At 49.3% G+C, this 21,983-nt stretch carries 23 protein-coding genes and 1 tRNA gene; 17 read left to right on the plus strand and 7 right to left on the minus strand.

What is annotated here, in order from left to right; genetic code table 11:
- Positions 1-55: 55 nt before the first annotated feature.
- On the minus strand, positions 56-949 hold the full coding sequence (locus CRG49_RS07700; protein ID WP_095503477.1) for an MBL fold metallo-hydrolase: 894 nt from the start codon (positions 947-949) through the stop codon (positions 56-58).
- 128 nt (positions 950-1,077) lie between these two features.
- Here CRG49_RS07700 and CRG49_RS07705 point away from each other — a divergent pair, with 128 nt between their 5' ends.
- Positions 1,078-2,025, plus strand: coding sequence for a GlxA family transcriptional regulator (locus CRG49_RS07705; RefSeq protein WP_095503478.1), 948 nt, complete (start codon positions 1,078-1,080; stop codon positions 2,023-2,025).
- Between the two features lie 226 nt (positions 2,026-2,251).
- On the opposite strand, the gene CRG49_RS07710 is transcribed toward CRG49_RS07705, so the two are convergent.
- Together CRG49_RS07710 and CRG49_RS07715 are read right to left on the minus strand one after the other, a co-directional pair.
- Positions 2,252-2,887 carry an alpha/beta hydrolase gene (locus CRG49_RS07710; RefSeq protein ID WP_095503479.1) on the minus strand — a complete coding sequence of 212 codons (636 nt, stop codon included), beginning with the start codon at positions 2,885-2,887 and terminating at the stop codon, positions 2,252-2,254.
- Between the two features lie 58 nt (positions 2,888-2,945).
- Positions 2,946-3,737 carry a polyamine aminopropyltransferase gene (locus tag CRG49_RS07715; RefSeq protein ID WP_095503480.1) on the minus strand — a complete coding sequence of 264 codons (792 nt, stop codon included), beginning with the start codon at positions 3,735-3,737 and terminating at the stop codon, positions 2,946-2,948.
- Positions 3,738-3,968: 231 nt separating this feature from the next.
- Between CRG49_RS07715 and CRG49_RS07720 the strand changes: the two genes are divergently transcribed.
- The 7 genes from CRG49_RS07720 to CRG49_RS07750 all read left to right on the plus strand — a co-directional run bounded on the left by CRG49_RS07720 (position 3,969) and on the right by CRG49_RS07750 (position 9,683).
- Positions 3,969-4,044: transfer RNA gene (locus tag CRG49_RS07720), tRNA-Thr, on the plus strand.
- Between the two features lie 134 nt (positions 4,045-4,178).
- A complete protein-coding gene (gene panB, locus CRG49_RS07725; protein ID WP_095503481.1) occupies positions 4,179-4,970 on the plus strand; it encodes a 3-methyl-2-oxobutanoate hydroxymethyltransferase in 792 nt (263 codons plus the stop codon).
- Positions 4,971-5,126: 156 nt separating this feature from the next.
- The gene (gene panC, locus CRG49_RS07730; protein WP_095503482.1) at positions 5,127-5,966 is read left to right on the plus strand and encodes a pantoate--beta-alanine ligase; all 840 of its coding nucleotides are present in this window, start codon (positions 5,127-5,129) and stop codon (positions 5,964-5,966) included.
- A gap of 170 nt (positions 5,967-6,136) precedes the next feature.
- Positions 6,137-6,961 (plus strand): amino acid ABC transporter substrate-binding protein, encoded by an 825-nt coding sequence (locus tag CRG49_RS07735; RefSeq protein ID WP_095503483.1) that lies wholly within the window; start codon positions 6,137-6,139, stop codon positions 6,959-6,961.
- Complete coding sequence (locus tag CRG49_RS07740) at positions 6,951-7,667, plus strand: amino acid ABC transporter permease (protein ID WP_095503484.1); 717 nt, start codon at positions 6,951-6,953, stop codon at positions 7,665-7,667. The genes CRG49_RS07735 and CRG49_RS07740 overlap by 11 nt, the downstream gene beginning before the upstream one ends.
- A gap of 9 nt (positions 7,668-7,676) precedes the next feature.
- Positions 7,677-8,429: an amino acid ABC transporter ATP-binding protein gene (locus CRG49_RS07745; protein ID WP_095503485.1), complete on the plus strand. Its 753-nt coding sequence runs from the start codon at positions 7,677-7,679 to the stop codon at positions 8,427-8,429.
- A 156-nt stretch (positions 8,430-8,585) separates the two neighbouring features.
- Positions 8,586-9,683, plus strand: coding sequence for a 5-methyltetrahydropteroyltriglutamate--homocysteine S-methyltransferase (locus tag CRG49_RS07750; RefSeq protein ID WP_095503486.1), 1,098 nt, complete (start codon positions 8,586-8,588; stop codon positions 9,681-9,683).
- Positions 9,684-9,753: 70 nt separating this feature from the next.
- Here CRG49_RS07750 and CRG49_RS07755 read toward each other — a convergent pair whose 3' ends face one another.
- Positions 9,754-11,268 carry a polyamine aminopropyltransferase gene (locus CRG49_RS07755; protein WP_095503487.1) on the minus strand — a complete coding sequence of 505 codons (1,515 nt, stop codon included), beginning with the start codon at positions 11,266-11,268 and terminating at the stop codon, positions 9,754-9,756.
- 180 nt (positions 11,269-11,448) lie between these two features.
- Between CRG49_RS07755 and CRG49_RS07760 the strand changes: the two genes are divergently transcribed.
- From CRG49_RS07760 to CRG49_RS07785, 7 genes are all read left to right on the plus strand, one after another.
- Entirely contained in the window at positions 11,449-11,847 is a 399-nt protein-coding gene (locus tag CRG49_RS07760; RefSeq protein WP_229439429.1) for a DUF350 domain-containing protein, read from the plus strand.
- Positions 11,848-11,863: 16 nt separating this feature from the next.
- The gene (locus CRG49_RS07765; RefSeq protein WP_095503488.1) at positions 11,864-12,898 is read left to right on the plus strand and encodes an SPFH domain-containing protein; all 1,035 of its coding nucleotides are present in this window, start codon (positions 11,864-11,866) and stop codon (positions 12,896-12,898) included.
- Between the two features lie 63 nt (positions 12,899-12,961).
- On the plus strand, positions 12,962-13,687 hold the full coding sequence (locus CRG49_RS07770; RefSeq protein ID WP_095503489.1) for a nuclease-related domain-containing protein: 726 nt from the start codon (positions 12,962-12,964) through the stop codon (positions 13,685-13,687).
- 26 nt (positions 13,688-13,713) lie between these two features.
- Complete coding sequence (locus tag CRG49_RS07775) at positions 13,714-15,249, plus strand: DUF4178 domain-containing protein (RefSeq protein WP_095503490.1); 1,536 nt, start codon at positions 13,714-13,716, stop codon at positions 15,247-15,249.
- Between the two features lie 9 nt (positions 15,250-15,258).
- Entirely contained in the window at positions 15,259-15,420 is a 162-nt protein-coding gene (locus tag CRG49_RS13320; RefSeq protein WP_195690046.1) for a hypothetical protein, read from the plus strand.
- Positions 15,420-15,770, plus strand: coding sequence for an adenosylmethionine decarboxylase (gene speD / locus CRG49_RS07780; protein WP_095503491.1), 351 nt, complete (start codon positions 15,420-15,422; stop codon positions 15,768-15,770). The genes CRG49_RS13320 and speD overlap by 1 nt, the downstream gene beginning before the upstream one ends.
- Before the next feature lie 78 nt (positions 15,771-15,848).
- Positions 15,849-17,453 carry an NAD(P)/FAD-dependent oxidoreductase gene (locus tag CRG49_RS07785; RefSeq protein ID WP_095503492.1) on the plus strand — a complete coding sequence of 535 codons (1,605 nt, stop codon included), beginning with the start codon at positions 15,849-15,851 and terminating at the stop codon, positions 17,451-17,453.
- A 184-nt stretch (positions 17,454-17,637) separates the two neighbouring features.
- On the opposite strand, the gene CRG49_RS07790 is transcribed toward CRG49_RS07785, so the two are convergent.
- The 3 genes from CRG49_RS07790 to plsY form a co-directional block, all read right to left on the minus strand.
- Positions 17,638-18,363, minus strand: a complete 726-nt coding sequence (locus CRG49_RS07790; RefSeq protein WP_095503493.1) for an epoxyqueuosine reductase QueH — start codon at positions 18,361-18,363, stop codon at positions 17,638-17,640.
- 175 nt (positions 18,364-18,538) lie between these two features.
- Positions 18,539-20,062, minus strand: a complete 1,524-nt coding sequence (locus CRG49_RS07795; RefSeq protein ID WP_095503494.1) for a patatin-like phospholipase family protein — start codon at positions 20,060-20,062, stop codon at positions 18,539-18,541.
- Positions 20,063-20,221: 159 nt separating this feature from the next.
- On the minus strand, positions 20,222-20,827 hold the full coding sequence (plsY, locus tag CRG49_RS07800) for a glycerol-3-phosphate 1-O-acyltransferase PlsY (protein WP_095503495.1): 606 nt from the start codon (positions 20,825-20,827) through the stop codon (positions 20,222-20,224).
- Between the two features lie 58 nt (positions 20,828-20,885).
- On the opposite strand from plsY, the gene folB reads away from it, so the two are divergent.
- Together folB and CRG49_RS07810 are read left to right on the plus strand one after the other, a co-directional pair.
- Positions 20,886-21,236 carry a dihydroneopterin aldolase gene (folB, locus tag CRG49_RS07805; RefSeq protein ID WP_095503498.1) on the plus strand — a complete coding sequence of 117 codons (351 nt, stop codon included), beginning with the start codon at positions 20,886-20,888 and terminating at the stop codon, positions 21,234-21,236.
- 92 nt (positions 21,237-21,328) lie between these two features.
- Positions 21,329-21,865 (plus strand): NUDIX hydrolase, encoded by a 537-nt coding sequence (locus CRG49_RS07810; protein ID WP_095503496.1) that lies wholly within the window; start codon positions 21,329-21,331, stop codon positions 21,863-21,865.
- Positions 21,866-21,983: the final 118 nt, after the last annotated feature.

Below are 21,983 nucleotides of genomic sequence, written 5' to 3' on the forward strand. Positions count from 1 at the left end.
TTTTTTAGACGCAAAAAAGGCCGAAATCCACGTCTTTTCAGGATTTCAGCCTTTTTTATTGGTTTGATGTTCCGGTGCAAAAACTAACAGTACCCCACATCAACACTTGGCCATTGCTCGGCACATGCACACGTGAACCTAAGCGGTTGGCTTTCACATATTTGCGCATATCATCGCTGCTGATGGTAGCATGGTTTACCGCATCCATATGCACGGTGATGATGTCTGCATTCGGTGCGACGCGGTAGGCTTTGCCCACATCTTCAGTGCCCATGATGATGCCTTCTTTAAATTGCGGCATACGCGCAAGGCCGGTGTTCATCACGATGATTTCAGGTTTGTATTGCGCCAAAGCATGATCAACATGGTAGTTCCACAAAGTATCGCCGATCACATACAGGCTTTTCTCGCCTTGCGCTTGGAACACAACACCCATCGCATCCCCCAGCATTTCTGCTAATTGTGGGTTGGCATACATTTCATCGCTGCCGTGTTGACCGCCGGTTTTGCTCAAGCGCACATTTTTAAACTCGGTGTTTTGACCGACGACACGCACATCTTTAAAGCTTTGGCTGCGGATGATTTTGGCATCGTTGGCGTTTTGCACGAACACCGGTAAATCTTTCGGCAGCATTTTTTGCGCCGCTTCGTCCCAGTGGTCGTCATGAGTGTGGGTGACAACAATCGCATCCACGCCTTTGATGATGTCGGCGATGGATTGCGGCAAGGCATTCAAAGGATGACGCAATTGGCTGTTTACCGTGCCTGCAAAACCGGCATACGCACCTTTAGGCGCAAGATACGGGTCAACCAAAAAAGTGGTGCCGCCGTAATTGATTTTGGCGGTAGCGTTGCGGATATGCTGATAGCTCACTTCGGCTATGGCAGGCGCAGCAGCAAACAGAGCGGAAGCAGCCAATACGGCGGTAAACAGGGTATTCGGTTTCATGATTTTCTTCCTTAAACGTGATGATTGAATCGATGAAACGCATTGTACGCAGCATAAGGCCGTCTGAAAATTGACATTCAGTTCAAAAAACATAACAATCGGGTCAATCTTAATCAAAGAATCACATTATGCTGAAAATCGCCTTGTTGCTTTATCCCGAAGTGAACCCGTTTCATTTTTCCGTGCCGTATATGGCGTTTCAAGATGCGGCGGAAGACGGTTTGTTTGAGGTGAAAATTGTTACGCCCACAGGCAAACCGTTGCACAATCAGATTATGCAGCCGTCGATTGATGGCGGTTTGGGCTTGATGGCGCAATGCGATATTGTGGTGGTGCCGGGTTGGAAAGATGAACAAACGCAGCCTGTGCCCGAATTAATCAGCGCGCTTCAGACGGCCTATCAGCGCGGCGCGTATATTGTCGGCCTGTGTTACGGCGCGTATGCCTTGGCGTATGCCGGTTTGCTCGACGGCAAAAAAGCGGCAACGCATTGGAAGGGTGAGGCCGATTTCAGCCGTCGTTTTCCTAAAGTGAAATTAGATGTGAATTCAATTTATGTGGAAGACGGCAACATCATTACTTCTGCCGGAACTGCCGCTGCTTTGGATTGCTGCCTGCACATTATCCGCAAGTTTTATGGTGCCAAAACTGCCAACAAAACCGCGCGTTTACTGGTGGTACCGCCGCATCGCGAGGGCGGACAGGCGCAGTTTATCGAGCGGCCATTGGCGCAATCAACGAAAGACACGCAAATCAACGCGCTGTTGGATTATTTGTGCGACCATTTACACGAGCCACAAAATATTGATGAAGTGGCCGAACGCGTTTCCATGAGTCGCAGCACCTTTACCCGTCATTTCAAAAAAGCCACCGGCATGACCTTTCTCGAATGGCTGCACAAAGAGCGCCTGCAACGCAGCTTGGATTTATTGGAAAATTCAGGTTTCAGCGTTGAGCAGATTGCCGAGAAAACCGGCTTTCAAAATGCGGTGTCGTTCCGGCAGCAGTTTTTCAAGTATTATCAAGTGAATCCGCATGCTTGGCGCAAGATGTTTCGTGATGAGGGGGTGAATTAAAACAGGCCGAGACCTTTGCAAAACACCTTGAAAAACCATTGCACAAAGAACCGACGTCATTCCCGCGTAGGCGGGAATCCATTTTTCAACATAGCAAGCTATTGAATAAATTAAGTTTCTGAAATTTTGAGATGGATTCCCGCCTACGCGGGAATGACGGCTGTTTTGGTTTTTACTAATGATTAATGAGGTTTTGCAAAGGACTCAGCCTGTTTATCATAGTAATTTAACCCAAAATCATCGGTGCAAAGCGGCTGATGGTATCGCGCAACACAATCAGTTTGCCGTGGAAAAAGTGGGTAGAGCCGGCAATGGCAATCACCGGAATATCTTGCGGTTCCGCCCATGCCAAAACTTTTTCAATCTCGACCACTTCATCTTCTGCGCCGTGAATGATTAAGGTTTTATTCGGGTTAGGTGCCGCTTCAGGTTCGGGGCGGTCGGGGTAGTGGCGCAGGGCAGCGCCCATCAGCAACAGCATATCCGGTTCGCGCTCTTGGGCGGCGAAGTTGGCGACATAGCCGCCGAACGAGAAACCGGCCAATACAAATTGTTCCAATTCTGGATGTTGCGCGCGGGCATAGTCGATAACGCAAATACAATCTTCGGTTTCGCCTTTGCCGTAATCGTGTTCGCCGCCGCTGTTGCCCACACCGCGCAGGTTGGGAAGGTAGCAGTGAAAACCAAGCTGGGTCAGGGCTTTGGCGGCGGTTTGAATCACTTTATTGGTGTTGGTGCCGCCTTGTAGCGGGTTGGGGTGATTCACCACGGCCACGCCGCGCGCGGTGCCTTGGGCGGGTAGGTAAATGGTTTCGAGTGCGCCGACCGGACCTTGAATGGCGATAACCTCGGGTTTCAGCATCTTAATTTCCTTGTGATTGAGTGTGAGGCCGTCTGAAAATGTTCAGACGGCCTTTATGTCATAAATAAAAATGTTTGCCGTTGTTTTGATTATGGGCTTTTAAATCGGCCAGCATACGTTTGAAATTCAAGTCGTATAAGTCGCTGAGCTTGTCGGCGCGTTTTTTCAGATTGTCGAGATTTTGCTCTTTCGGGCTGCTTTGAAATGCCATCACCGCCATGTTGCCGTGACTTTCTGCCGGTAATTCGAACACACGCCCGTCAAAAACTTTTAATAAACGCTCGACAAAACGCTGATAACGCTTGTCGCCGCTCCACCAGTTGGTCACAAACACGCCGTCCGGCGACAGCGCTTGGCGGCAATTTTCAAAAAACGGTTCGCTCACCAAATCATCAATAATCTGCTCGCCGTCGAAACCGTCGACCAAAATCACATCGGTATTGTGGCGGAACACCTTAATATATTCCGCACCATCGGCTTCCACGATTTCAAATTTTTCACCTTCAAACGGTAATTCAAACAAACTGCGTGCCACGGCAATCACTTGCGGATTGATGTCGACGGCAGTTTGCTTGGTATCGGGCAGGTAGGCATCAATCCAGCGGGCAAACGAGCCGCCGCCCAAACCGATTTGGGTAATGTGGCGCGGCGTGTTTTCGGTAAACAACAGCCAGCCCATCATGGCGCGGCTGTATGACAACACCAATTCGGCAGGGTGGTCGAGGTTCATGGAGCTTTGAATCGTCGAGCTGCCCAAATGTAGTGAGCGGATATTGCCTTCTTCAGAAATGCCGACTTCGGGCAAATGCGCTTGCGGCGCACGCAAGCGACGGTAAGGGTGTTGGGCCATGAGCAGAGTCGTGAAATATTGGGAAAGTCGGTTATTTTAACAGATTTTGTGTTCTTTTTCAGACGGCCTATTGCAGAATGATTGACCATATAGATTTTTATCATGTCATTTGCTTGAAATGAAAAAAGTATATTTAATTTAAAATCAAATATTTTGTGCGATAGCAGATTTTTTTTCGCAGCAAAGCCCTTGTCAATGGCAAGGGTTAAAGGCATAATGCTGACTTTCTTAGCCGGTATAGCTCAGTTGGTAGAGCACCTGACTTGTAATCAGGGGGTCCCGAGTTCGACTCTTGGTGCCGGCACCAAATAAAACAGCTTAATCATGAATGTGGTTAAGCTGTTTTTTTATTTCTTGACACATATTTAACACGAAAGCCTTATAATGGCCTCGTTTTAATCTACATAAGGCCGTCTGAACAAGACGGGAAAACCAGACGACATGATTACTGTGAACACACTGCAAAAAATGAAAGCCGAAGGCAATAAAATCGCCATGCTCACTGCTTATGAAGCAAGCTTTGCTGCGTTGATGGACGAAGCGGGCGTGGATGTTTTACTGGTGGGGGATTCTTTGGGCATGACCGTACAAGGGCGCACTTCCACGCTGCCGGTAAGTTTGCGCGATATGTGTTACCACACCGAAGCCGTGGCACGCGGCACGAAAAACGCCATGATTGTGAGCGACTTGCCTTTTGGTGCGTATCAGCAAAGTAAAGAACAAGCTTTTGCAGCGGCGGCAGAGTTGATGGCAGCCGGTGCGCACATGGTGAAGCTGGAAGGCGGCGTGTGGATGGCGGAAACAACCGAATTTCTGCAAATGCGCGGTATTCCTGTGTGTGCGCACATCGGTTTGACACCGCAATCGGTGTTTGCATTTGGCGGCTATAAAGTGCAGGGGCGCGGCGACAAAGCGCAGGCTTTGTTAAACGATGCCAAAGCACATGATGAAGCAGGTGCCGCGATTGTGTTGATGGAGTGCGTGCCGGCGCAATTGGCCAAGCAAGTGACTGAAAGCGTGGCTTGCCCGACCATCGGCATTGGCGCGGGTGTGGATTGCGATGGTCAGGTTTTGGTAATGCACGATATGCTGGGTGTGTTCCCGGGCAAAACCGCCAAGTTTGTAAAAAACTTTATGCAGGGCAGAGACAGCGTGCAAGCGGCGGTGAAAGCTTACGTCGATGAAGTAAAAGCACAAACTTTCCCAGCACCTGAGCATACTTTTGCTGATTAATGAGCAAATAAACAATCAACATGCCGTCTGAAAAATAACAGGTTTTCAGACGGCATGTTTGTTTTTATCTGATGGATTTGGTTATCATCGGGGCTAGGCGTATAATTAAGCCGTTATTTTCAGACGGCCTTGCCGTCTTTAAGGATTATTCAAATTATGCAAATCATTCATACCATTAAAGAATTGCGCGAATGGCGCAAACAGGCCGGAAAAGTAGCGTTTGTGCCGACCATGGGCAATCTGCATGAAGGCCATTTGGCTTTGGTGCGTGAAGCGAAAAAGCGCGCCGATAATGTGGTGGTCAGTATTTTTGTGAACCGTCTTCAGTTTGGTCAAGGTGAAGACTTTGATCAATACCCACGGACTTTGCAACAAGATGCCGATAAATTGGCCAATGAAGGCGTAGCAGTGGTGTTCGCGCCGGATGAAAAAGAGCTTTATCCCAATGTCGAGCAGCGTTACAACGTTGAGCCACCGCATCTGCAAAACGAATTATGTGGCAAATTTCGTCCCGGCCATTTCCGCGGTGTGGCAACGGTGGTGAGTAAATTATTTAATATTGTCGAGGCAGATGTCGCTTGTTTCGGTAAAAAAGATTATCAGCAATTGGCGATTATTAAAGGTTTTGTTGAAGATTTAAACTTTAATATTGAAATTGTGCCGGTGAATACCGGCCGTGCAGCCGATGGCTTGGCTTTATCGAGCCGCAATCAATATTTAAGCGAAACCGAGCGCGCCGAAGCGCCGCGTTTATACCGTGAATTACAAGCCGCTGCGGCACAATTGCAGGCAGGTAATGTTGCCTATACGCAAATCGAGCAAACGGCAATAGAAAACTTAAATCAAGCCGGTTGGGAGGTGGATTATATTGAAATCCGTCAAGCAGAAAGCTTGGAAGTGGCGCGTGTGGGCGACAAATATTTAGTGGTATTGGCAGCGGCCCGATTGGGCAGCACGCGTTTGATTGATAATTTAGAAGTTTCATTAAATCTATAAAATTTTAGTGTTTATTGGAAAGGTCGTCGGAAGCAGAATATCGGAATATTTTGTTTCAGACGGCCTTTGTTATATGTTTTGGTTATAAATGATAGCAGAAAGCATTCTTTGTATTTGCAGGCAGTATCCATTAAAATAGCCGCTTTAAAGATACACACAGGAATCAAGCGATGTTGAAAAAATTCTTATTGGGCAGCATGACTGCTTTAGTACTGGCTGCTTGCGGTGGCAGCGAGGGCGGCTCGGCGGCTTCAGGTGCGGCACCTGCGAACAAGGCTTCAGGTTCTTTGATTGAACGCATCAACAATAAAGGCATCATCACCGTTGGCACCGAAGGCACTTATGCGCCGTTCACCTACCACGATAAATCCGGCAAATTGACCGGCTACGACGTGGAAGTGACTCGCGCCATCGCTGAAAAATTGGGCGTGACCGTTGAATTCAAAGAAACCCAATGGGATGCCATGATGGCCGGTTTGAAAGCGGGTCGTTTTGACGTGGTGGCCAACCAAGTGGCGTTGACCAGCCCTGAACGCCAAGCGACTTTTGATAAATCCGAGCCGTATAGCTGGAGCGGCCCGGTTTTGGTGGCACGCAACGACAGCACCATTAAATCGGTTGATGAAATTGCCGGTAAAAAAGCCGCCCAATCTTTAACCAGCAACTACGGCGAACGCGCCACTGCAGCTAAAGCCGAAATCGTGCCGGTTGACGGTTTGGCGCAATCCTTGATGCTGATTGAGCAAAAACGTGCCGAAGTGACGCTGAACGATGAATTGGCGGTATTGGATTATCTGCAAAAAAATCTGAATGCCGGCGTGAAAATCGTGTGGACTGCGCCTGCTGATGAAAAAGTCGGTGCCGGTTTGATTGTCAATAAAGGCAATGATGAAGCCGTGGCCAAATTCAGCGAAGCAATGAAAGAATTGCGAGCAGACGGCACATTGAAAAAACTGGGCGAACAATTCTTCGGAAAAGACATCAGTGTTAAATAATCTACTGGCTTCATTGCCGTTTATGACCGAGACACGCGCTGATTTGGTAATCAGCGCGTTTTGGCCTATGGTTAAGGCCGGATTTTTGGTATCCATGCCGCTGGCGATTGCTTCGTTTATCATCGGCATGGTGATTGCCATCATCGTGGCGGTGATTCGCGTGATGCCGTCTGAAAGCTGGTTGCACAAAATTTTCTTGGGCTTGGTGAAGTTTTATGTTTCCGCCATCCGCGGCACGCCGATGCTGATTCAATTGGCAGTGGTGTTTTACGGCTTGCCGGCGGTCGGGGTGTACATTGATCCGATTCCGGCGGCGATTATCGGCTTTTCGCTGAATGTCGGCGCGTATGCTTCCGAAACCATTCGTGCCGCGATTTTATCGGTGCACAAAGGTCAATGGGAAGCCGGTTTTTCCATCGGCATGACCTATATGCAAACCTTCCGCCGCATTATCGCGCCGCAGGCTTTCCGCGTATCCGTGCCGCCTTTGAGCAATGAATTCATCAGCTTATTCAAAAGCACGTCGCTGGCTTCGTTTGTGACGGTAACGGAATTGTTCCGCACCGCTTCCGAAGTGGCCAACCGCGCCTATGACTTTTTGCCGGTGTATATCGAAGCGGGTTTGGTGTATTGGTGTTTCTGCTGGGTATTGTTCCTGATTCAAGCGAAAATTGAAAAACGCTTCGACCGCTATGTGGCTAAGTAAGGAAAAAAGATGATTAAAATCCGTAATATCCACAAAACATTCGGCGATAACACCATTTTGCGCGGCATTGATTTGGATGTAAACAAAGGCCAAGTGGTGGTGATTTTGGGGCCTTCTGGGTCGGGTAAAACCACGTTTTTGCGCTGCTTGAACGCGTTGGAAATGCCCGAGCAAGGGCAAATCGAATTCGATAATGCCGCGCCCTTAAAAGTTGATTTTGCCCAAAAACCGAGCAAAGCTGAAATCTTAGCCTTGCGCCGAAAGTCGGGCATGGTGTTTCAACAATACAATCTGTTCCCACATAAAACCGCTTTGGAAAATGTGATGGAAGGGCCGGTATCGGTGCAGGGCAAAGCCAAAACCGAAGCGCGTGCTGCTGCCTTGGCCTTGCTGGAAAAAGTAGGCTTGGGCGATAAAGTCGATTTGTATCCGTATCAATTGTCGGGCGGCCAGCAGCAGCGTGTTGGCATTGCCCGCGCCTTGGCGATTCAGCCGGAATTGATGCTGTTTGACGAGCCGACTTCCGCGCTCGATCCGGAATTGGTGCAAGATGTGTTGAATACCATGAAAGAATTGGCGCAAGAAGGCTGGACAATGGTGGTCGTGACCCACGAAATTAAGTTTGCGATGGAAGTGGCCGATATTGTGGTGGTGATGGACGGCGGCGTGATTGTTGAGCAGGGCGCGCCGGAAGTGTTGTTTGACAATCCGCAACATGAACGCACCCGCCGCTTCTTGCAGCAAATCCGTGCCCAGCATTGAGATTGTTTATCAGGCCGTCTGAAAGATGATTTTTCAGACGGCCTTTATGAATTTCAATCACATGAATGCGTGAATTTTTCATACCTTTTTGACTTCAGGTCATTAATCAATTCATTTATACTTGCCGATAGATAAACTTTATTTGAGGAACCTACCATGAGCAAAACTTTACCTTTGCGCGCCGATACCGTCGGCAGCTACCTGCGTACCGAAAACCTGAAAAAAGCGCGTGCCGAATTTGCCGAGGACAAAATCAGCCGTGAAGAATTGACCCGTGTGGAAGACCAAGAAATCGCCAAATTGGTGCAAGACCAATTAGACGCGGGCATTCAAGTGATTACCGATGGTGAATTCCGCCGCTCATGGTGGCACATTGACTTTTTGGAAAACCTCAACGGCATCGAAGGCTTTGTGCCGGAGCAGGCTTATGCGTTTAAAGGCACCGAAGTGCGCAAATACAATACGCGCTGCAACGGAAAAGTGTCTTGGAACGAAAACCATCCGTTTATCGCCCATTACAAAGCCTTGGCCGAAATCGTCGGCGACCGGGGCATTGTGAAATACGCCATTCCCAGCCCGAACCAATTGATGTATCCGTTTATTTGGGATACCGGCGTCTATGAAAGCAAAGCCGCATTCTGCGAAGACGTGCGCCAAACCTATAAAGACGCGATTAAAGCATTTTACGATGCCGGCTGCCGTTATCTGCAAATCGATGACGTGTATTGGGGCACTTTGTGCAACAATTTCAGCAATCCTGAATTTGATTTTGAAGCCAGCAAACAATTTGCCTTGGAAAACATCCAAGCCATTTTGGCCGACAAACCGGCCGATATGACCATCACCACCCACGTTTGTCGCGGCAACTACAAATCTTCTTATCTGTTGACCGGTGCTTACGATCCGGTTGCGCCTGAATTGTTCGGCCAAACGGCTTACGACGGCTATTTCTTGGAATACGACAACGAGCGTTCGGGTGGTTTCGAGCCATTGAAATACTTCAACGACAATCCGCACAAAGGCCGCATTGTGTTGGGCTTGGTAACGTCCAAATTCCCTGAGTTGGAAAGCAAAGACGAAATCAAAGCACGTATCGCCGAAGCTGCAAAAATCGTGCCTCTCGACCAACTGGCCTTGTCGCCGCAATGTGGCTTTGCTTCAACCGAAGAAGGTAACATCATGACCGAAGCCGAGCAATGGGCAAAAGTGCGCTTGGTCGAAGAAATCGCTGCCGAAGTGTGGGGCGAAGATTAAAGTTAAAATATAGACAAGGCCGTCTGAAACATTGGGTTTCAGACGGCCTTGTTTTATGTTTTTAGACGGCCTAACGAATCACGCTATTCCAATCGCGTTCAAAATAGCTGACCAAAATCTGATTGTTCAAATAATTCGGTTCCACATCGCGCCGTGCCATATCGGGCGGAAAGTGGAACATCGCCGCGGTGGTTTCGGCATTGAGAAAACGGGTCGGCACATCATAATGCTGCGGAATCGGAAAATCATTGTCCGCTGCCGCCAACACAAAGCCCCATTCGCCAAACGAAGGGACATAAATATGATAAGGCGCGGTGTACAAACCTGCCGCTTCCAGCGTGGCAACCACCGACCAATAAGCATTTGGCGCGAAATAAGGTGAAGTGGATTGCACCACAATGCGCCCTTTTGGTTTCAGATGGCGTGCCACCAAGCGGTACATCGGCACGGAATAAAGCTTGCCCAAGGAGAAATTCGACGGGTCGGGCAAATCGATAATCATCACATCAAACTTATCTTGATTGGTTTCCAGCCATTTGGCCGCATCATCGTTGACGACGTTCATTTTCGGGTGTGACAACGCACCTTGGTTCAGCGCGCTCAAGGTGGCGGAAGTTTGGAATGTGGCGGTCATGTCGGGATCCAAATCCACCAGCGTGACCTTGTTCACTTCAGGATATTTCAACACTTCGCGCGCCGCCAAGCCGTCGCCGCCGCCGAGAATCAAGATGTTTTCCCGTTGTTTACTCATCTGCATGGCAGGTAAGGCTAAGGCTTCGTGGTAGCGCACTTCATCGCGTGATGAAAATTGCAAATTACCGTTGATATACAGGCGTGTATCGTCTTTCCAACGGGTTACGACTAAGCGCTGATAGGGCGAGTGGCTTTCATAGACAATCGGGTCGCCGAAATAGCGTTGCTCGGCTTGAAAGGTAATGCGGTCGGCGTAAAGAAATGCGGCCGCCAAAATCAGCAGCACCACAGCGGCGCGGATTTGCAAGGATTTGTAGTTGTTCAGTTGGGCTTTGAACACGCGAGCGGTCAGCGCCGCTACGGCTGCGTTGAGCAAACCGAACAATAAGGCCGAACGCGCCATGCCGAGCTTGGGCGCGAGTATCAGCGGAAACAACAGCGAAACGGCCAATGCGCCCAAATAATCGAAGGTTAAGACTTTCGCCACCAATTCTTTGAAATCCGCTTTTTGCTGGTTCAGCACGCGCATCACTAGTGGAATTTCCATGCCGACGATGGTGCCGACGATCAGCACCAGCGCGTAAAGCAAAGTGCGAAACGGTGCGGCGGAAAAGCCGAAAGCCACAAACAAAGCCAGCGCAGAAACGCCGCCGATGATGCCGACCAGCAATTCGATTTCGATAAAACGCGCTAAGGTATCTTCGTCTTTAACGTATTTCGACAAATGCGCGCCGATGCCCATTGAAAAAAGATACAGGCCGATGATGGATGAAAATTGCAGAATGCTGTCGCCTAACAGATAGCTGGCGAGCGCGGCCAGAATGAGTTCGTAAGCCAAGCCGCAACTGGCGACGACGAAAACGGAAATAATAAGCGTGCGGTTGAGTTTCATGTTTCAGACGGCCTGTGGCGGGTAAGACGGTGATTTAGTGTTTTAAAGTTTTAGGAAGGCCGTCTGAAAGCACAATAAAAATCAACGTTTCAGACGGCATGTGCATTGTCAGCAGCACATAGTCAATGGCATAATCAGCAAAAGTTTCCGGCAATTATACCAAATCAAAGGATGTCTATCGTGAGCATTTCTCCAGCCCAGTATTTTCTGTATCTGCAATACATGCTTGCCGGCGTAGCGATGACGGTGGTGTTTGCCGCGGTTTATCTGCGCATCACGCCAGCCGAAGAATTGCGCCTGATTAAAAACGGCAATTTGGCCTGCGCGTTGTCGTTCGGCGGCGCATTGGTCGGCTTTTGCGTGACCTTGGCATCGAGCATTTCCCACAGCGTTGGCTTCACCGATTTTATTTTATGGGGCTTGGGCGCGGCTTTGGTACAGATTTTGGTGTATTTCGCCGCCACCTGCATCATTAAAGGCGCCAATGAAGAATTGATTAACAACAATGTCGCAGTGGGTGCGCTGTTTGGTGCGGTTTCCGTATCCATCGGCTTATTAAACGCGGCGTGTTTGACCTAATATTCGGGAGCAAAAAATGGCTTTATTCGACTTTATCAAAAAACAATTTATCGACGTCATCCAATGGCCGAATCCGGACGAACGCCTGCTGATGTGGCGCTTTCCCATGCAGGACGAAGAAATCCAAAACGGCGCCAGCCTGACCGTGCGTGAAGCGCAGATGGCGATGTTTGTCGATGAAGGCGTAACCGCAGACGTATTCGGCGCAGGGCGCTACACGCTCAATACGCAAACGCTGCCTGTGCTCACCAACCTGAAAAACTGGGATAAATTATTCCAATCGCCATTCAAATCAGACGTTTATTTCTTTAATACCAAGCAACAGCTTGCCCGCAAATGGGGCACTGCCCAGCCGGTCACCGTGCGCGATTCGGAATTCGGCGCGGTGCAATTGCGCTCGTTCGGCATGTATTCCTACCGTGTGAATGATCCGGCCAAATTCTTTAAAGAAGTTACTGGTGTAACTGCGGCCTATAGCGGCGAAGAATTGGAAGCGCAATTGCGCAATATTGTGGTGACGCAATTGGCCACCGCTTTCGGCACCTCAGGCATTCCGTTTCTCGACATGGCGGCCAACCAAGTGCTGCTGTCGCAAAAAATGGCCGAATTGCTGGCGGCTGAATTTGCCAAACTGGGTTTAATGCTGGAAAACTTCACTGTTGAGAGCGTTTCCTTGCCTGAAGCCATTCAAGCGGCGCTGGATAAGAAAATCTCCATGGGCGTGATTGGCGATTTGGGCAGATACGCTCAATACCAAACCGCCGAAGCCATCACCAAAGCCGCCGAAAACGAAGGCGGCTTGGCGGGCATAGGTGCGGGTATCGGTGTCGGCGCGGGCGTGGGACAAACCATGGCCGGTGCGATGGCCGGTATGCTGCAACCGAACCAAGCGCAAGCCGCACCGACTAATCCGGTTCAGACGGCCGCCGAACCTGTCGAAGATCCGCAAAGCAAATTGGCCAAACTCAAAACCTTGCTTGATGAAGGTTTGATTTCGCAAGAAGACTACGACCAAGCCAAAGCCGAAGTGTTGAAAAAACTGATTGGCTAAGGCAAAAAGGCCGTCTGAAACAATTGCAATTTTCAGACGGCCTCTGTTAGGGAAAACAAAACAATGGAAAGTCTAATTATTTTTGTCATTGTGGTTTGTTTTGTGTGTATGTTGTTGGCTGGAGATGGCTCTAATCAACCGAATAGACGCAAAAAATCACGACAAAATAGTGATCGAAAGAAGCAAAGTAATCTCAATAAGGAAGAAAAAACTGCACTTAAAGGTGCGATAGGCGAGCAGATTATCAAAGTACAAGTTTTATCAAAGCTTGACACAGCACATTACCGTTATTTTCATAATCTAATTGTGCCTATAGATGGTAGTAGCACACAAATTGATAATATTGTTATTTCACCTTATGGAATTTTTGTAATTGAAGCAAAATATTTTCAAGGTTGGATTTTCGGAACGCCAAATCAACCTAAATGGACGCATACCTTACCCTCTGGCAGTAAGTTTTCGTTCCAAAATCCGTTAAGACAAAATTATAAGCATATTAAAGCCTTGTCTAAATTATTAGGGCTTTCAGAAAAAGAATTCCATTCGATTGTTGCATTTACTCATCGTAATTGTCAGTTGAAAACACCATTTCCGGAAAATGTATGTTTGGTTTCTGATTTTATTCCTTATGTTCAGAAATATGACAAAGAGGTTTTCGGTATTGAGCAGTGTATTGAATTTTGTAGAATTTTATCAAATCCTGATTTTGAAGCGACACCTGAGCGGATTGAACAACATGTTCAATCATTAAAACAAAAAGAGAATTCGGGCGTTCGCCATGCCGTCTGAAACTTTCCCAATAAAACAAAACATCCATGTCCACAACGCCTTTTTTCAAAACTGATTGCCCAAGCTGCGGCGCGCCGGTGGAAGCACATTCGGCCACCGCGATGACGCTGGTGTGCGGCTACTGCAACAGCATGCTGGTGCGCCAAGACGACAGCATCGTCGATACCGGCCGCGATTCCGCGCTGCTGGAAGATTTCAGCCCGCTGCAAATCGGCACGACGGGTCGTTTTCTGCTGCGCGCTTTTTCGATTATCGGCCGCTTGCAGGCGCGTTATGATGGCGGCGTGTGGAACGAATGGTATGTGCTGTTTGACGACGGGCAAGACGGCTGGCTGTCGGAAGCAGGCGACTTGTATGTGATGACCATGGCCGACCGCTTGCCAGAATCGGCACCGAGATTTCACGACATCCGCGCCGGATTCAGCACCTTAAACCACAACGGCAAGCAGTTTATGGCGGCTGATGTGCGCGAAATCAGTTTAAGCCAAGCGGCGGTGCAGGGCGAATTGCCGTTTCGGATTCAGGGCGAAACGGTCAACCGCGTGGCCGACTGGCGCTGCGAAAACCTGTTTCTGACCTTGGATTACGCCGAAACCGAGCCGCAAGCCTTTGTCGGGCGCATGGTCAAGCTCGATGATTTGCATCTAGCCCATACCCGTAGCGATGACCAAATCCGCGAAACCGCAGGCCGTCTGAAAGGTTCGCGGCAGGCAGAAGATTGTCCGAATTGCGGTGCGCCGGTGCATTGGGTCAACGGCTTAGCCGAGCATATTGTCTGTCCGAGTTGCGCCAGCCAATTGCAGGCCAGTGAAGACAAAATCAAGCTGATTGAAGCCAACCACATGCGGCAGGCGCAGGAAAAGCTGTTTATGCTGCCAGTGGGTAGCGCAGGCCGTCTGAAAAACCGTGATTATTATGTGATGGGCGCGGTGCGTTACAGCGAAACCGACGCGCAAGAAACCTTCGACAAAATGTTCGGCATGGCCACTCATGCGCTGGTGCCGGAGGGCTGGTGGGTGGAGTACCTGCTGTATCACCCGCAGCACGGGTTTAACTGGCTGGTGCAAACGGCAGAGGGCGAATGGAGCATATCCGAAACGCTCAACGAGTGGCCGCGCCTTAATCAATACAACCAGCCGCGAGGTTGCGAAAAGCTCTATGATTACGGAGGCCGCGTTGAAGTAGCGGCGGGTGCTTTTTATTGGCAGGTGCGGCAGGGCGACTTGAACTATTACACCGATTACCGCCAAGGTAGCGGCAAATTGAGTGCGACGCTGTCGCAGAATGAATTGGCATGGAGCAAAAACACGCCCATCCGCTACAACGAAATTGCTCAAGCCTTCGGTCTGGCACAAAGCCGAGCGCCGCAATACACCGCCAATATGCGCCCCGACGGCGTGAGCAACGGCTTGCGCCTGTTGATGGTGGGCATCTTGCTGCTGATTAACGCACCGGCATGGCTGATGATGAACTCGGAGCAAGTGTTTGACGAATCGATGATTCCGACCATCATCGGCATCGCATTTATTTGGTTTCTAGGCCGCAGCAGCGACGACGATTAGGAAAAACACATGTCTAAAATCGCTTATATTATGTTTGCCTCGCTGATTGTGCTGATGGTAACGCTCAACAATTATTCCATCGTCAGCGACAGTGATTCCGGCGGCTCGCGCACCCACGGAGGCGGCTATGTGGGCGGCTACGTCGGCGGTTCGGCCGGAGGACACAAATAATGCAGCCTGAAAACCACGGTTTGCTGGATTTATACGGCTGCGATGTTGAATCGCTGAAAGACGAAGGCCGTCTGAAAAACTGGCTCAGCGAAGCGGCAGAAGCGGCCGGCGCGACCATACTCGGCAGCCATTTCCACACCTTCGGCGGCGAAGGCGGCGTGACCGGTGTATTGCTGTTGGCCGAATCACACATCAGCATCCACACTTGGCCGGAGCATGGCTTCGCGGCGGTGGACGCGTTTATCTGCGGCAGCAGCGAGCTGGAAACCGTGCGCCAAATCCTGCAAACAGCCTTACAAGCCACGAACAGCGAATGGACGGTATACCGCCGCGGCAGCCGTTGGGATTGATGTTTGATTTCTTAAAATTGTTTTCAGACGGCCTCACATTTTGCTTAAAGCATTCTTAATATTTCTTCCGGACACCCCATGAACACCACCCGCCGCCAGTTTCTCGGCTACACCGCCGCCTTAACCACTGCTTCCCTGTTTTCCTATCTCGGTTATCATCATCTCAACGCCGCACCGACGGTATCGGTCAACCGTGTCGGTTTGCCGATGGGGCATTTGCTGCGCGACGGCAAATTGTCGACCAACCCGAAAAAACATTATCAATGCCACACCCTGATTTTGGGCAGCGGCGCGGCGGGTTTGAGCGCGTTGTGGTATTTGGCGAAACACGGCCACCGTGATGTGTTGCTGGCCGAAGGTTTCGAGCCGGACGGCAACAATGCGGCCTACCGTTTTTCAGACGGCCTGACTGCGCCCAGTGGCGCGCATTATTTGGCCTTGCCGTCAAAAGAAAGCAGCCATATCCGCGATATGCTGCGCGACTTTGATATTTTGCAGGCGGACGGCAGCTATCGTGAAACGGATTTGGTGCATGCGCCCGAAGCGCGTTTGTTTTACGAACAAGCGTGGCAGCCGGATTTGCTGCCTCAAGACGATGACGACAGCAGCCGCTTTTTTGCCTTGATAGGCCGTCTGAAAAACGCCTACGGCAGCGACGGTAAAAAAATCTTTGCCATTCCGATTGCTTTGTCATCGCAAGATACACAATGGCGCGCGCTCGATAAATTGACTTTTGCGCAATGGCTGAATCAGGAACGCTACCACTCGCCGACCTTACGTTGGTATCTTGATTACTGCTGTCGCGACGATTACGGGCAGGGGATTGGACAAGTGTCTGCGTTTGCCGGATTGCATTATTTTGCCAGCCGCAACAGCACCGACACGGTATTGACTTGGCCGCAGGGCTTGGCGCATTTGTCGGCGAAATTACGCGAAAAAAGCGGCTTGCAAACCTTGCATGCATGGCCGTCTGAAAACCTGATCCGCTTGGCGCAACCGGCTTCTATTAGCGCTTCCGCCGTGAAGATTCGCGAGCATTCAGACGGCGTGGACGTTTGGCTGTACGACCATGCCGGCGGCGAAACCTATGCCGTCACCGCCCGTCACGTCATCAGCGCCATGCCTTTGATGGTGGCGGCGCACATCATCGATACGCCGCAGCAATACGGTTTGCACACGCCTGAATATGCGCCGTGGCTGGTGGCGAATTTCGTGCTCAACCGTTTTCCCAAAGAGCAGGGCAACAGCGAATTGGCGTGGGACAACGTGGTTTACGGCAGCCCGTCGCTGGGCTATGTCGTGTCCACGCACCAGCATATCCGCGTGGCCAAGCCTGAGCGTACGATCTTCACCGCCTACACCGCGCTCAATCATGATACGCCGCAAAACATCCGCCGCTGGCTGCTGGAAGCCGACGAGCAAGCATTGGCCGACATCGCCGCACAAGATTTATTGAGCGTGTACGGCAAATCGTTTTGGCAACACGTCGAACACATCGACCTGACCGTGCGCGGCCATGCCATGAGCGTGCCGAAAGTGGGTTATCTAGACAATCAAAACTTACTGGCTTTGCGGCAGCATCATTCCAAATTATTGTTTGCCCACAGCGATTTGAGCGGCTATTCAGTTTTTGAAGAGGCGGCGTATTGGGGTATAGAAGCGGCGAAGAAAGTGTTGGCTTAAAGCTTAATCAATACAAAAGGCCGTCTGAAAGATAAAATCTTTCAGACGGCCTGAGACCTTTGTAAAACTCAATTTGAACTAAGAAAACTATGCTCGTCATTCCCGCTTGCGCGGGAATGACGGTTTAAAGATTTATGCAAATTGACGAGCTTTGCAAAGGCTTTGGCCTGTTTTTTAACTAAGATTATTTATCCACTTTAATCGCTTGTGGCTCGTAAATGGTTGATTCGTCGCCGTAATACAGCTTGCCGATTTTAATCGGAATGCGGCCTTGCGATTTGCGGTGTTTGTTGGAGTCGCGCAGGGAATAAGCGCAACCGCAGTATTCTTGCTGGTAGAAGTTTTCGCGTTTGCTGATTTCAATCATGCGCGCGCTGCCGCCGCCTTTGCGCCAGTTGAAATCCCAATAGGTCACGTCGTCAAACAAATCTGCCGCGCGATGGCCGCAGCCGTTGATTTGTTTCATGTCTTTCCAGCGTGAAATGCCGAGCGAGCTGGTGAACACGGGAAAGCCGTTGTCGTGGGCGTATTGCGCGGCTTTGACGAAGCGCATATCGAAACACATGGTGCAGCGGATGCCACGTTCTGGCTCGAATTCCATGCCTTTGGCCAACTCGAACCATTCTTTGCGGTCGTTTTCGTAGTCGTCGTCTTTATCGACAAACGGAATACCGAATTTTTCCGCAAAACGCAGGTTTTCTTCTTTGCGCAACATGTATTCTTTGTGTGGGTGGATATTCGGATTATAAAAATAAATGGTGTAATCGATACCGCTGGCGAGCATGGCTTCCATCACTTCGCCGGAACACGGCGCGCAGCAGGAATGCAGCAGCACTTTTTTGTGGCCGTCGGGCGGAGTGAGAACAGGGCGGTCGATGTCGGTGACGATTAATTTTTCGTTTTGGCTCATGGTTTGATTCTGTGTGTTGAAATGTTTCAGATGGCCCGATTTAAAAGTAGGCCGTCTGAAAGAATAAATAAGCTGTATTTTAGCAAATTATGTGTTTGACTGAAAGGCGGATAAAACAGAAAGGCCGTCTGAAGCCTTTGTTTTTACAATCATTCAGACGGCCTTAATGTTTAGCTTATGGTTGCGGTGGTAATTCGAAATCTTCTGAATCAGTGGCATTTATCTTATTTAATTCTTCAATGGAAAACGGATTTTCCACCGGCTTCATTTCCGGATTTTCTTCCATCTCCGGCTCGGTTTGGGTAAACAAGGCTTCGGTATTTGGCTGGGTGGATAATTCTTTGAGCAAGCCTTGATATTCTTTGGAATGCCTCATCAATTCAGCGGCGGCAGTGCGCAAGTTATCGACATCGTCACCCGGCAGGTAGAAACTGGTCGGAATATTCAACACGGTGTCGCGCAGTGGTGATTCAGGCAAATCGCGCAGGCTCAGGCTGACAAAGGTAAGCGAAATGGGATTACCATTGGCATCTTTATACTTGGCTTCATTCCAGCGGTCGGTAAAGGCGCGGAAGCGGCGCAGCGATTCTTGCGAATATTTGCCGATCGGAATGTCGATAATCGCGTTCACCACATCGCGCATACCCGGCACAGCAGCGGTTTTGTCTAAATCGCTGTTGATTTGGTTTTGTGCGTTGACATTAATCACCACTATGCGCTTGATTTTATGCGTGCTCATTTGTTGTACCAGCATATTGCTCGAATATACTTCGGTCATGTCGAGCAGGCTGCGCATACCGAGATTGTCGGTCAGGCCGCCATCGAGCAGATGGATATAAGGGCGGGATTGGCTGTCGCTGTATTGGAGAAAGTGTTCTTTGACTTCTTTTCGTGTAATATTTTGCTGCTTATTTTTTCCTTCATCTTTTTGTACTGCGGCCTGAATGCGTTTGGGCGGCGTATAATTGCAGTTGCCGCCATTATTATTAAGTGTAAGCGGCGCAAATACTACCGGCACGGCACTGGAGGCTGCAACGGCACGGGCAATGCTTAATTTGCTTAAGTTTAAGCACATCGGATCAAAATATTCTTGGGTAAAATTCAGGCGTTCGCCTATGCCCATATCTGTCGCGCTGATGATAGCAAACGGGCCTTTGCGGCGTTTTTCCAAATCTTCAAACGTGGCACTGCCGAATAAATAAGTTTCAAATTGTTCTTGCAGCAAATCACCGCGGCCGAACTCCCGTGAAGCGAGACGTGGGATGTTGGTGGCAGAGAATGCCTGCCTGATGACTTTGCGTTGAAAATTTTGCCGTAAGAAACGGCGATAAAAGCTGGGAATAGTATCTGCTCCATGCAGCGAATAATAAGCAGCCAATACTGAGCCGCCGGATACGCCTACTACTAAATCAACGTTTTCGAGTAAGGATTTTTTTTGACCGTTGATCTGGACTTGCTGCTGATGCAATTGTTCTAGTACGCCATAACCCAAAGCCGCCGCACGCGTGCCACCACCGGAAAACATCAACACCATAAAAGTATCGTCTTGATTTTCTTTATTGGCATTTTCAAAACGATAACCTTTGCTCAAATCCACTTTATTGATGGTTTCGAGCGGTTGATATTTCACCAGCGAACAAGCAGAAAGCATGATAGCCAGCGAGACGGTGAGGGTGAGTTTGGCGTTTTTTTTCAACATAATGTTTTAATCGGAAAATAAAGAAAAAATGATGAATCTGATTTCAGACGGCCTTGTTTATTCTAGCTGAATTATATTTGAATAAATACACTATTGTATGTATTAAAGCATAAAAAAGCCCGACATTGTCGGGCTTTTTTATATGATTGTTTGGCAAAGCTATGAAGCTTTATCGCCGATTTTACTTTCCTTACCAGAAATCAGGTTGATGATATTGCTTTTATGGCGATACAACACCAATACCGCAATCACCGCGGTTGCCCACACCCAAGAAGGATAAGGCATAAAGAAATAGGCCACAATTGGGCTGATTACTGTGGCAACCAAAGCCGCCAGCGAAGAAACTTTAAACCCAAAAGCCATCACCAACCACACAATGGCGCATACCAACGCAGTCGGCCAAGAAAGCGCCAGCAACGCCCCTAAGGCAGTGGCCACGCCTTTGCCGCCTTTGAAGCGGAAGAATATCGGCCACATATGTCCAACCAGCACGGCCACCGCACACACGCCGACGGTGGCTTCTACCATGCTGACTTCGGTTCCCAACCAGCGCGCCAGCCACACGGCCACAAAGCCTTTGAGCGCATCGCCCAGCAAAGTGAGCGCGGCTGCTTTTTTCTTGCCGCTGCGCAAAACATTGGTCGCGCCCGGATTGCCGGAGCCGTAGGTGCGCGGATCATCCATGCCGTATGCTTTCGATACAATTACCGCAAAAGACAATGAACCGATTAAATAAGCCGAAGTCACCGCTAAAACATTGTACATTTTGTATGCTTTGCTTAGAATGAAAGGGGTATTCTATCCAAAAAACGGGACAATGCAAATGGATAAAATTTTTTTACGCGGCATGAAGGCCGATACGTTGATTGGCGTGTACGATTGGGAGCGCGAGCGACTGCAAACGCTGGTGCTGGATTTAGATATTGGCGTGCCGGAAAAATCTGCCTTGAGCGATGACATCGGCGATACGGTGCACTATGGCGAAGTATGCGAAGCCGTGCGCAATAGCTTGCGAGAACAGGATTTTTTGTTGCTGGAAGTATTGGCCGAGCATGTGGCCAAGTTGATTTTAGAAGATTTCAATGCGCTGTGGGTGCGCGTGAGAATCGTCAAACCGGGTATTCTGCCGGATGTAAAAGAAGTGGGCGTGGAAATCGAGCGTAGTAAAAATTGATTTCAGACGGCCTTTTGTTATATCTAAGGCCGTCTGAAAGCTTCGCTTAAACGTTCAGACGGCCTGTTTATTTATATTGAAGAAAGAACATCATGGATTTAAAAGAAACCTGTATCAGCAGTGAACCGATTTACGAAGGTTCGTTTATCCGCATCAGCCGCGACCAAATCCGCTTGTCCAACGGCAAAGAAAGCCAACGCATGGTGATTCGCCATCCCGGTGCTGCCTGTGTGTTGGCCGTGACAGATAATGACGAAGTGGTGCTGGTGCGTCAATGGCGTTATGCCGCCGATCAAGCCGTGTTGGAATTGCCGGTGGGTAAATTGGATGTGGCCGGCGAAGATCCTGCCGAATGCGCCTTGCGTGAGTTGGCCGAAGAAACCAACTACACCGCCGACAGCGTGAAACTACTGCATACTTTCTACACCGCAGTCGGCTTTTGCGATGAAAAAATGTATCTCTACCAAGCCAACGGCGTGCGCGTGGGCAGCACCTTGAGCAACGATGAAGACGAAATCACCGAAACCGTGTTGCTCAGCCGCGAAGAAGTGAAAGTCGCTTTGAAAAACGATGAAATCAAAGATGCCAAAACCTTAGTGGGTTTGCAATATTGGTTGATGAATAGTTGAATATAGTCATTTAAAATAGGGGCTTAGGAAGCAAAATCATCAAAAAACCTGATAAGCTCCTAATATGAAACTAAAAAATAAGTATCAAAAGTTCAGCAAAATTTCAGAGCAAAAGTTT

The organism is Neisseria sp. N95_16 (genome assembly GCF_002551535.2).
GTDB classification, from domain to species: Bacteria; Pseudomonadota; Gammaproteobacteria; order Burkholderiales; family Neisseriaceae; genus Neisseria; species Neisseria brasiliensis.

Excerpts from the sequence above, each read along its gene's own strand:
- CRG49_RS07700 (WP_095503477.1), bottom strand. The coding sequence starts at position 949 with ATGAAACCGAATACCCTGTTTACCGCCGTATTGGCTGCTTCCGCTCTG.
- CRG49_RS07705 (WP_095503478.1), top strand. The coding sequence starts at position 1,078 with ATGCTGAAAATCGCCTTGTTGCTTTATCCCGAAGTGAACCCGTTTCAT.
- CRG49_RS07710 (WP_095503479.1), bottom strand. The coding sequence starts at position 2,887 with ATGCTGAAACCCGAGGTTATCGCCATTCAAGGTCCGGTCGGCGCACTC.
- CRG49_RS07715 (WP_095503480.1), bottom strand. The coding sequence starts at position 3,737 with ATGGCCCAACACCCTTACCGTCGCTTGCGTGCGCCGCAAGCGCATTTG.
- panB (WP_095503481.1), top strand. The coding sequence starts at position 4,179 with ATGATTACTGTGAACACACTGCAAAAAATGAAAGCCGAAGGCAATAAA.
- panC (WP_095503482.1), top strand. The coding sequence starts at position 5,127 with ATGCAAATCATTCATACCATTAAAGAATTGCGCGAATGGCGCAAACAG.
- CRG49_RS07735 (WP_095503483.1), top strand. The coding sequence starts at position 6,137 with ATGTTGAAAAAATTCTTATTGGGCAGCATGACTGCTTTAGTACTGGCT.
- CRG49_RS07745 (WP_095503485.1), top strand. The coding sequence starts at position 7,677 with ATGATTAAAATCCGTAATATCCACAAAACATTCGGCGATAACACCATT.
- CRG49_RS07750 (WP_095503486.1), top strand. The coding sequence starts at position 8,586 with ATGAGCAAAACTTTACCTTTGCGCGCCGATACCGTCGGCAGCTACCTG.
- CRG49_RS07755 (WP_095503487.1), bottom strand. The coding sequence starts at position 11,268 with ATGAAACTCAACCGCACGCTTATTATTTCCGTTTTCGTCGTCGCCAGT.
- CRG49_RS07765 (WP_095503488.1), top strand. The coding sequence starts at position 11,864 with ATGGCTTTATTCGACTTTATCAAAAAACAATTTATCGACGTCATCCAA.
- CRG49_RS07770 (WP_095503489.1), top strand. The coding sequence starts at position 12,962 with ATGGAAAGTCTAATTATTTTTGTCATTGTGGTTTGTTTTGTGTGTATG.
- CRG49_RS07775 (WP_095503490.1), top strand. The coding sequence starts at position 13,714 with ATGTCCACAACGCCTTTTTTCAAAACTGATTGCCCAAGCTGCGGCGCG.
- CRG49_RS13320 (WP_195690046.1), top strand. The coding sequence starts at position 15,259 with ATGTCTAAAATCGCTTATATTATGTTTGCCTCGCTGATTGTGCTGATG.
- speD (WP_095503491.1), top strand. The coding sequence starts at position 15,420 with ATGCAGCCTGAAAACCACGGTTTGCTGGATTTATACGGCTGCGATGTT.
- CRG49_RS07785 (WP_095503492.1), top strand. The coding sequence starts at position 15,849 with ATGAACACCACCCGCCGCCAGTTTCTCGGCTACACCGCCGCCTTAACC.
- CRG49_RS07790 (WP_095503493.1), bottom strand. The coding sequence starts at position 18,363 with ATGAGCCAAAACGAAAAATTAATCGTCACCGACATCGACCGCCCTGTT.
- CRG49_RS07795 (WP_095503494.1), bottom strand. The coding sequence starts at position 20,062 with ATGTTGAAAAAAAACGCCAAACTCACCCTCACCGTCTCGCTGGCTATC.
- plsY (WP_095503495.1), bottom strand. The coding sequence starts at position 20,827 with ATGTACAATGTTTTAGCGGTGACTTCGGCTTATTTAATCGGTTCATTG.
- folB (WP_095503498.1), top strand. The coding sequence starts at position 20,886 with ATGGATAAAATTTTTTTACGCGGCATGAAGGCCGATACGTTGATTGGC.
- CRG49_RS07810 (WP_095503496.1), top strand. The coding sequence starts at position 21,329 with ATGGATTTAAAAGAAACCTGTATCAGCAGTGAACCGATTTACGAAGGT.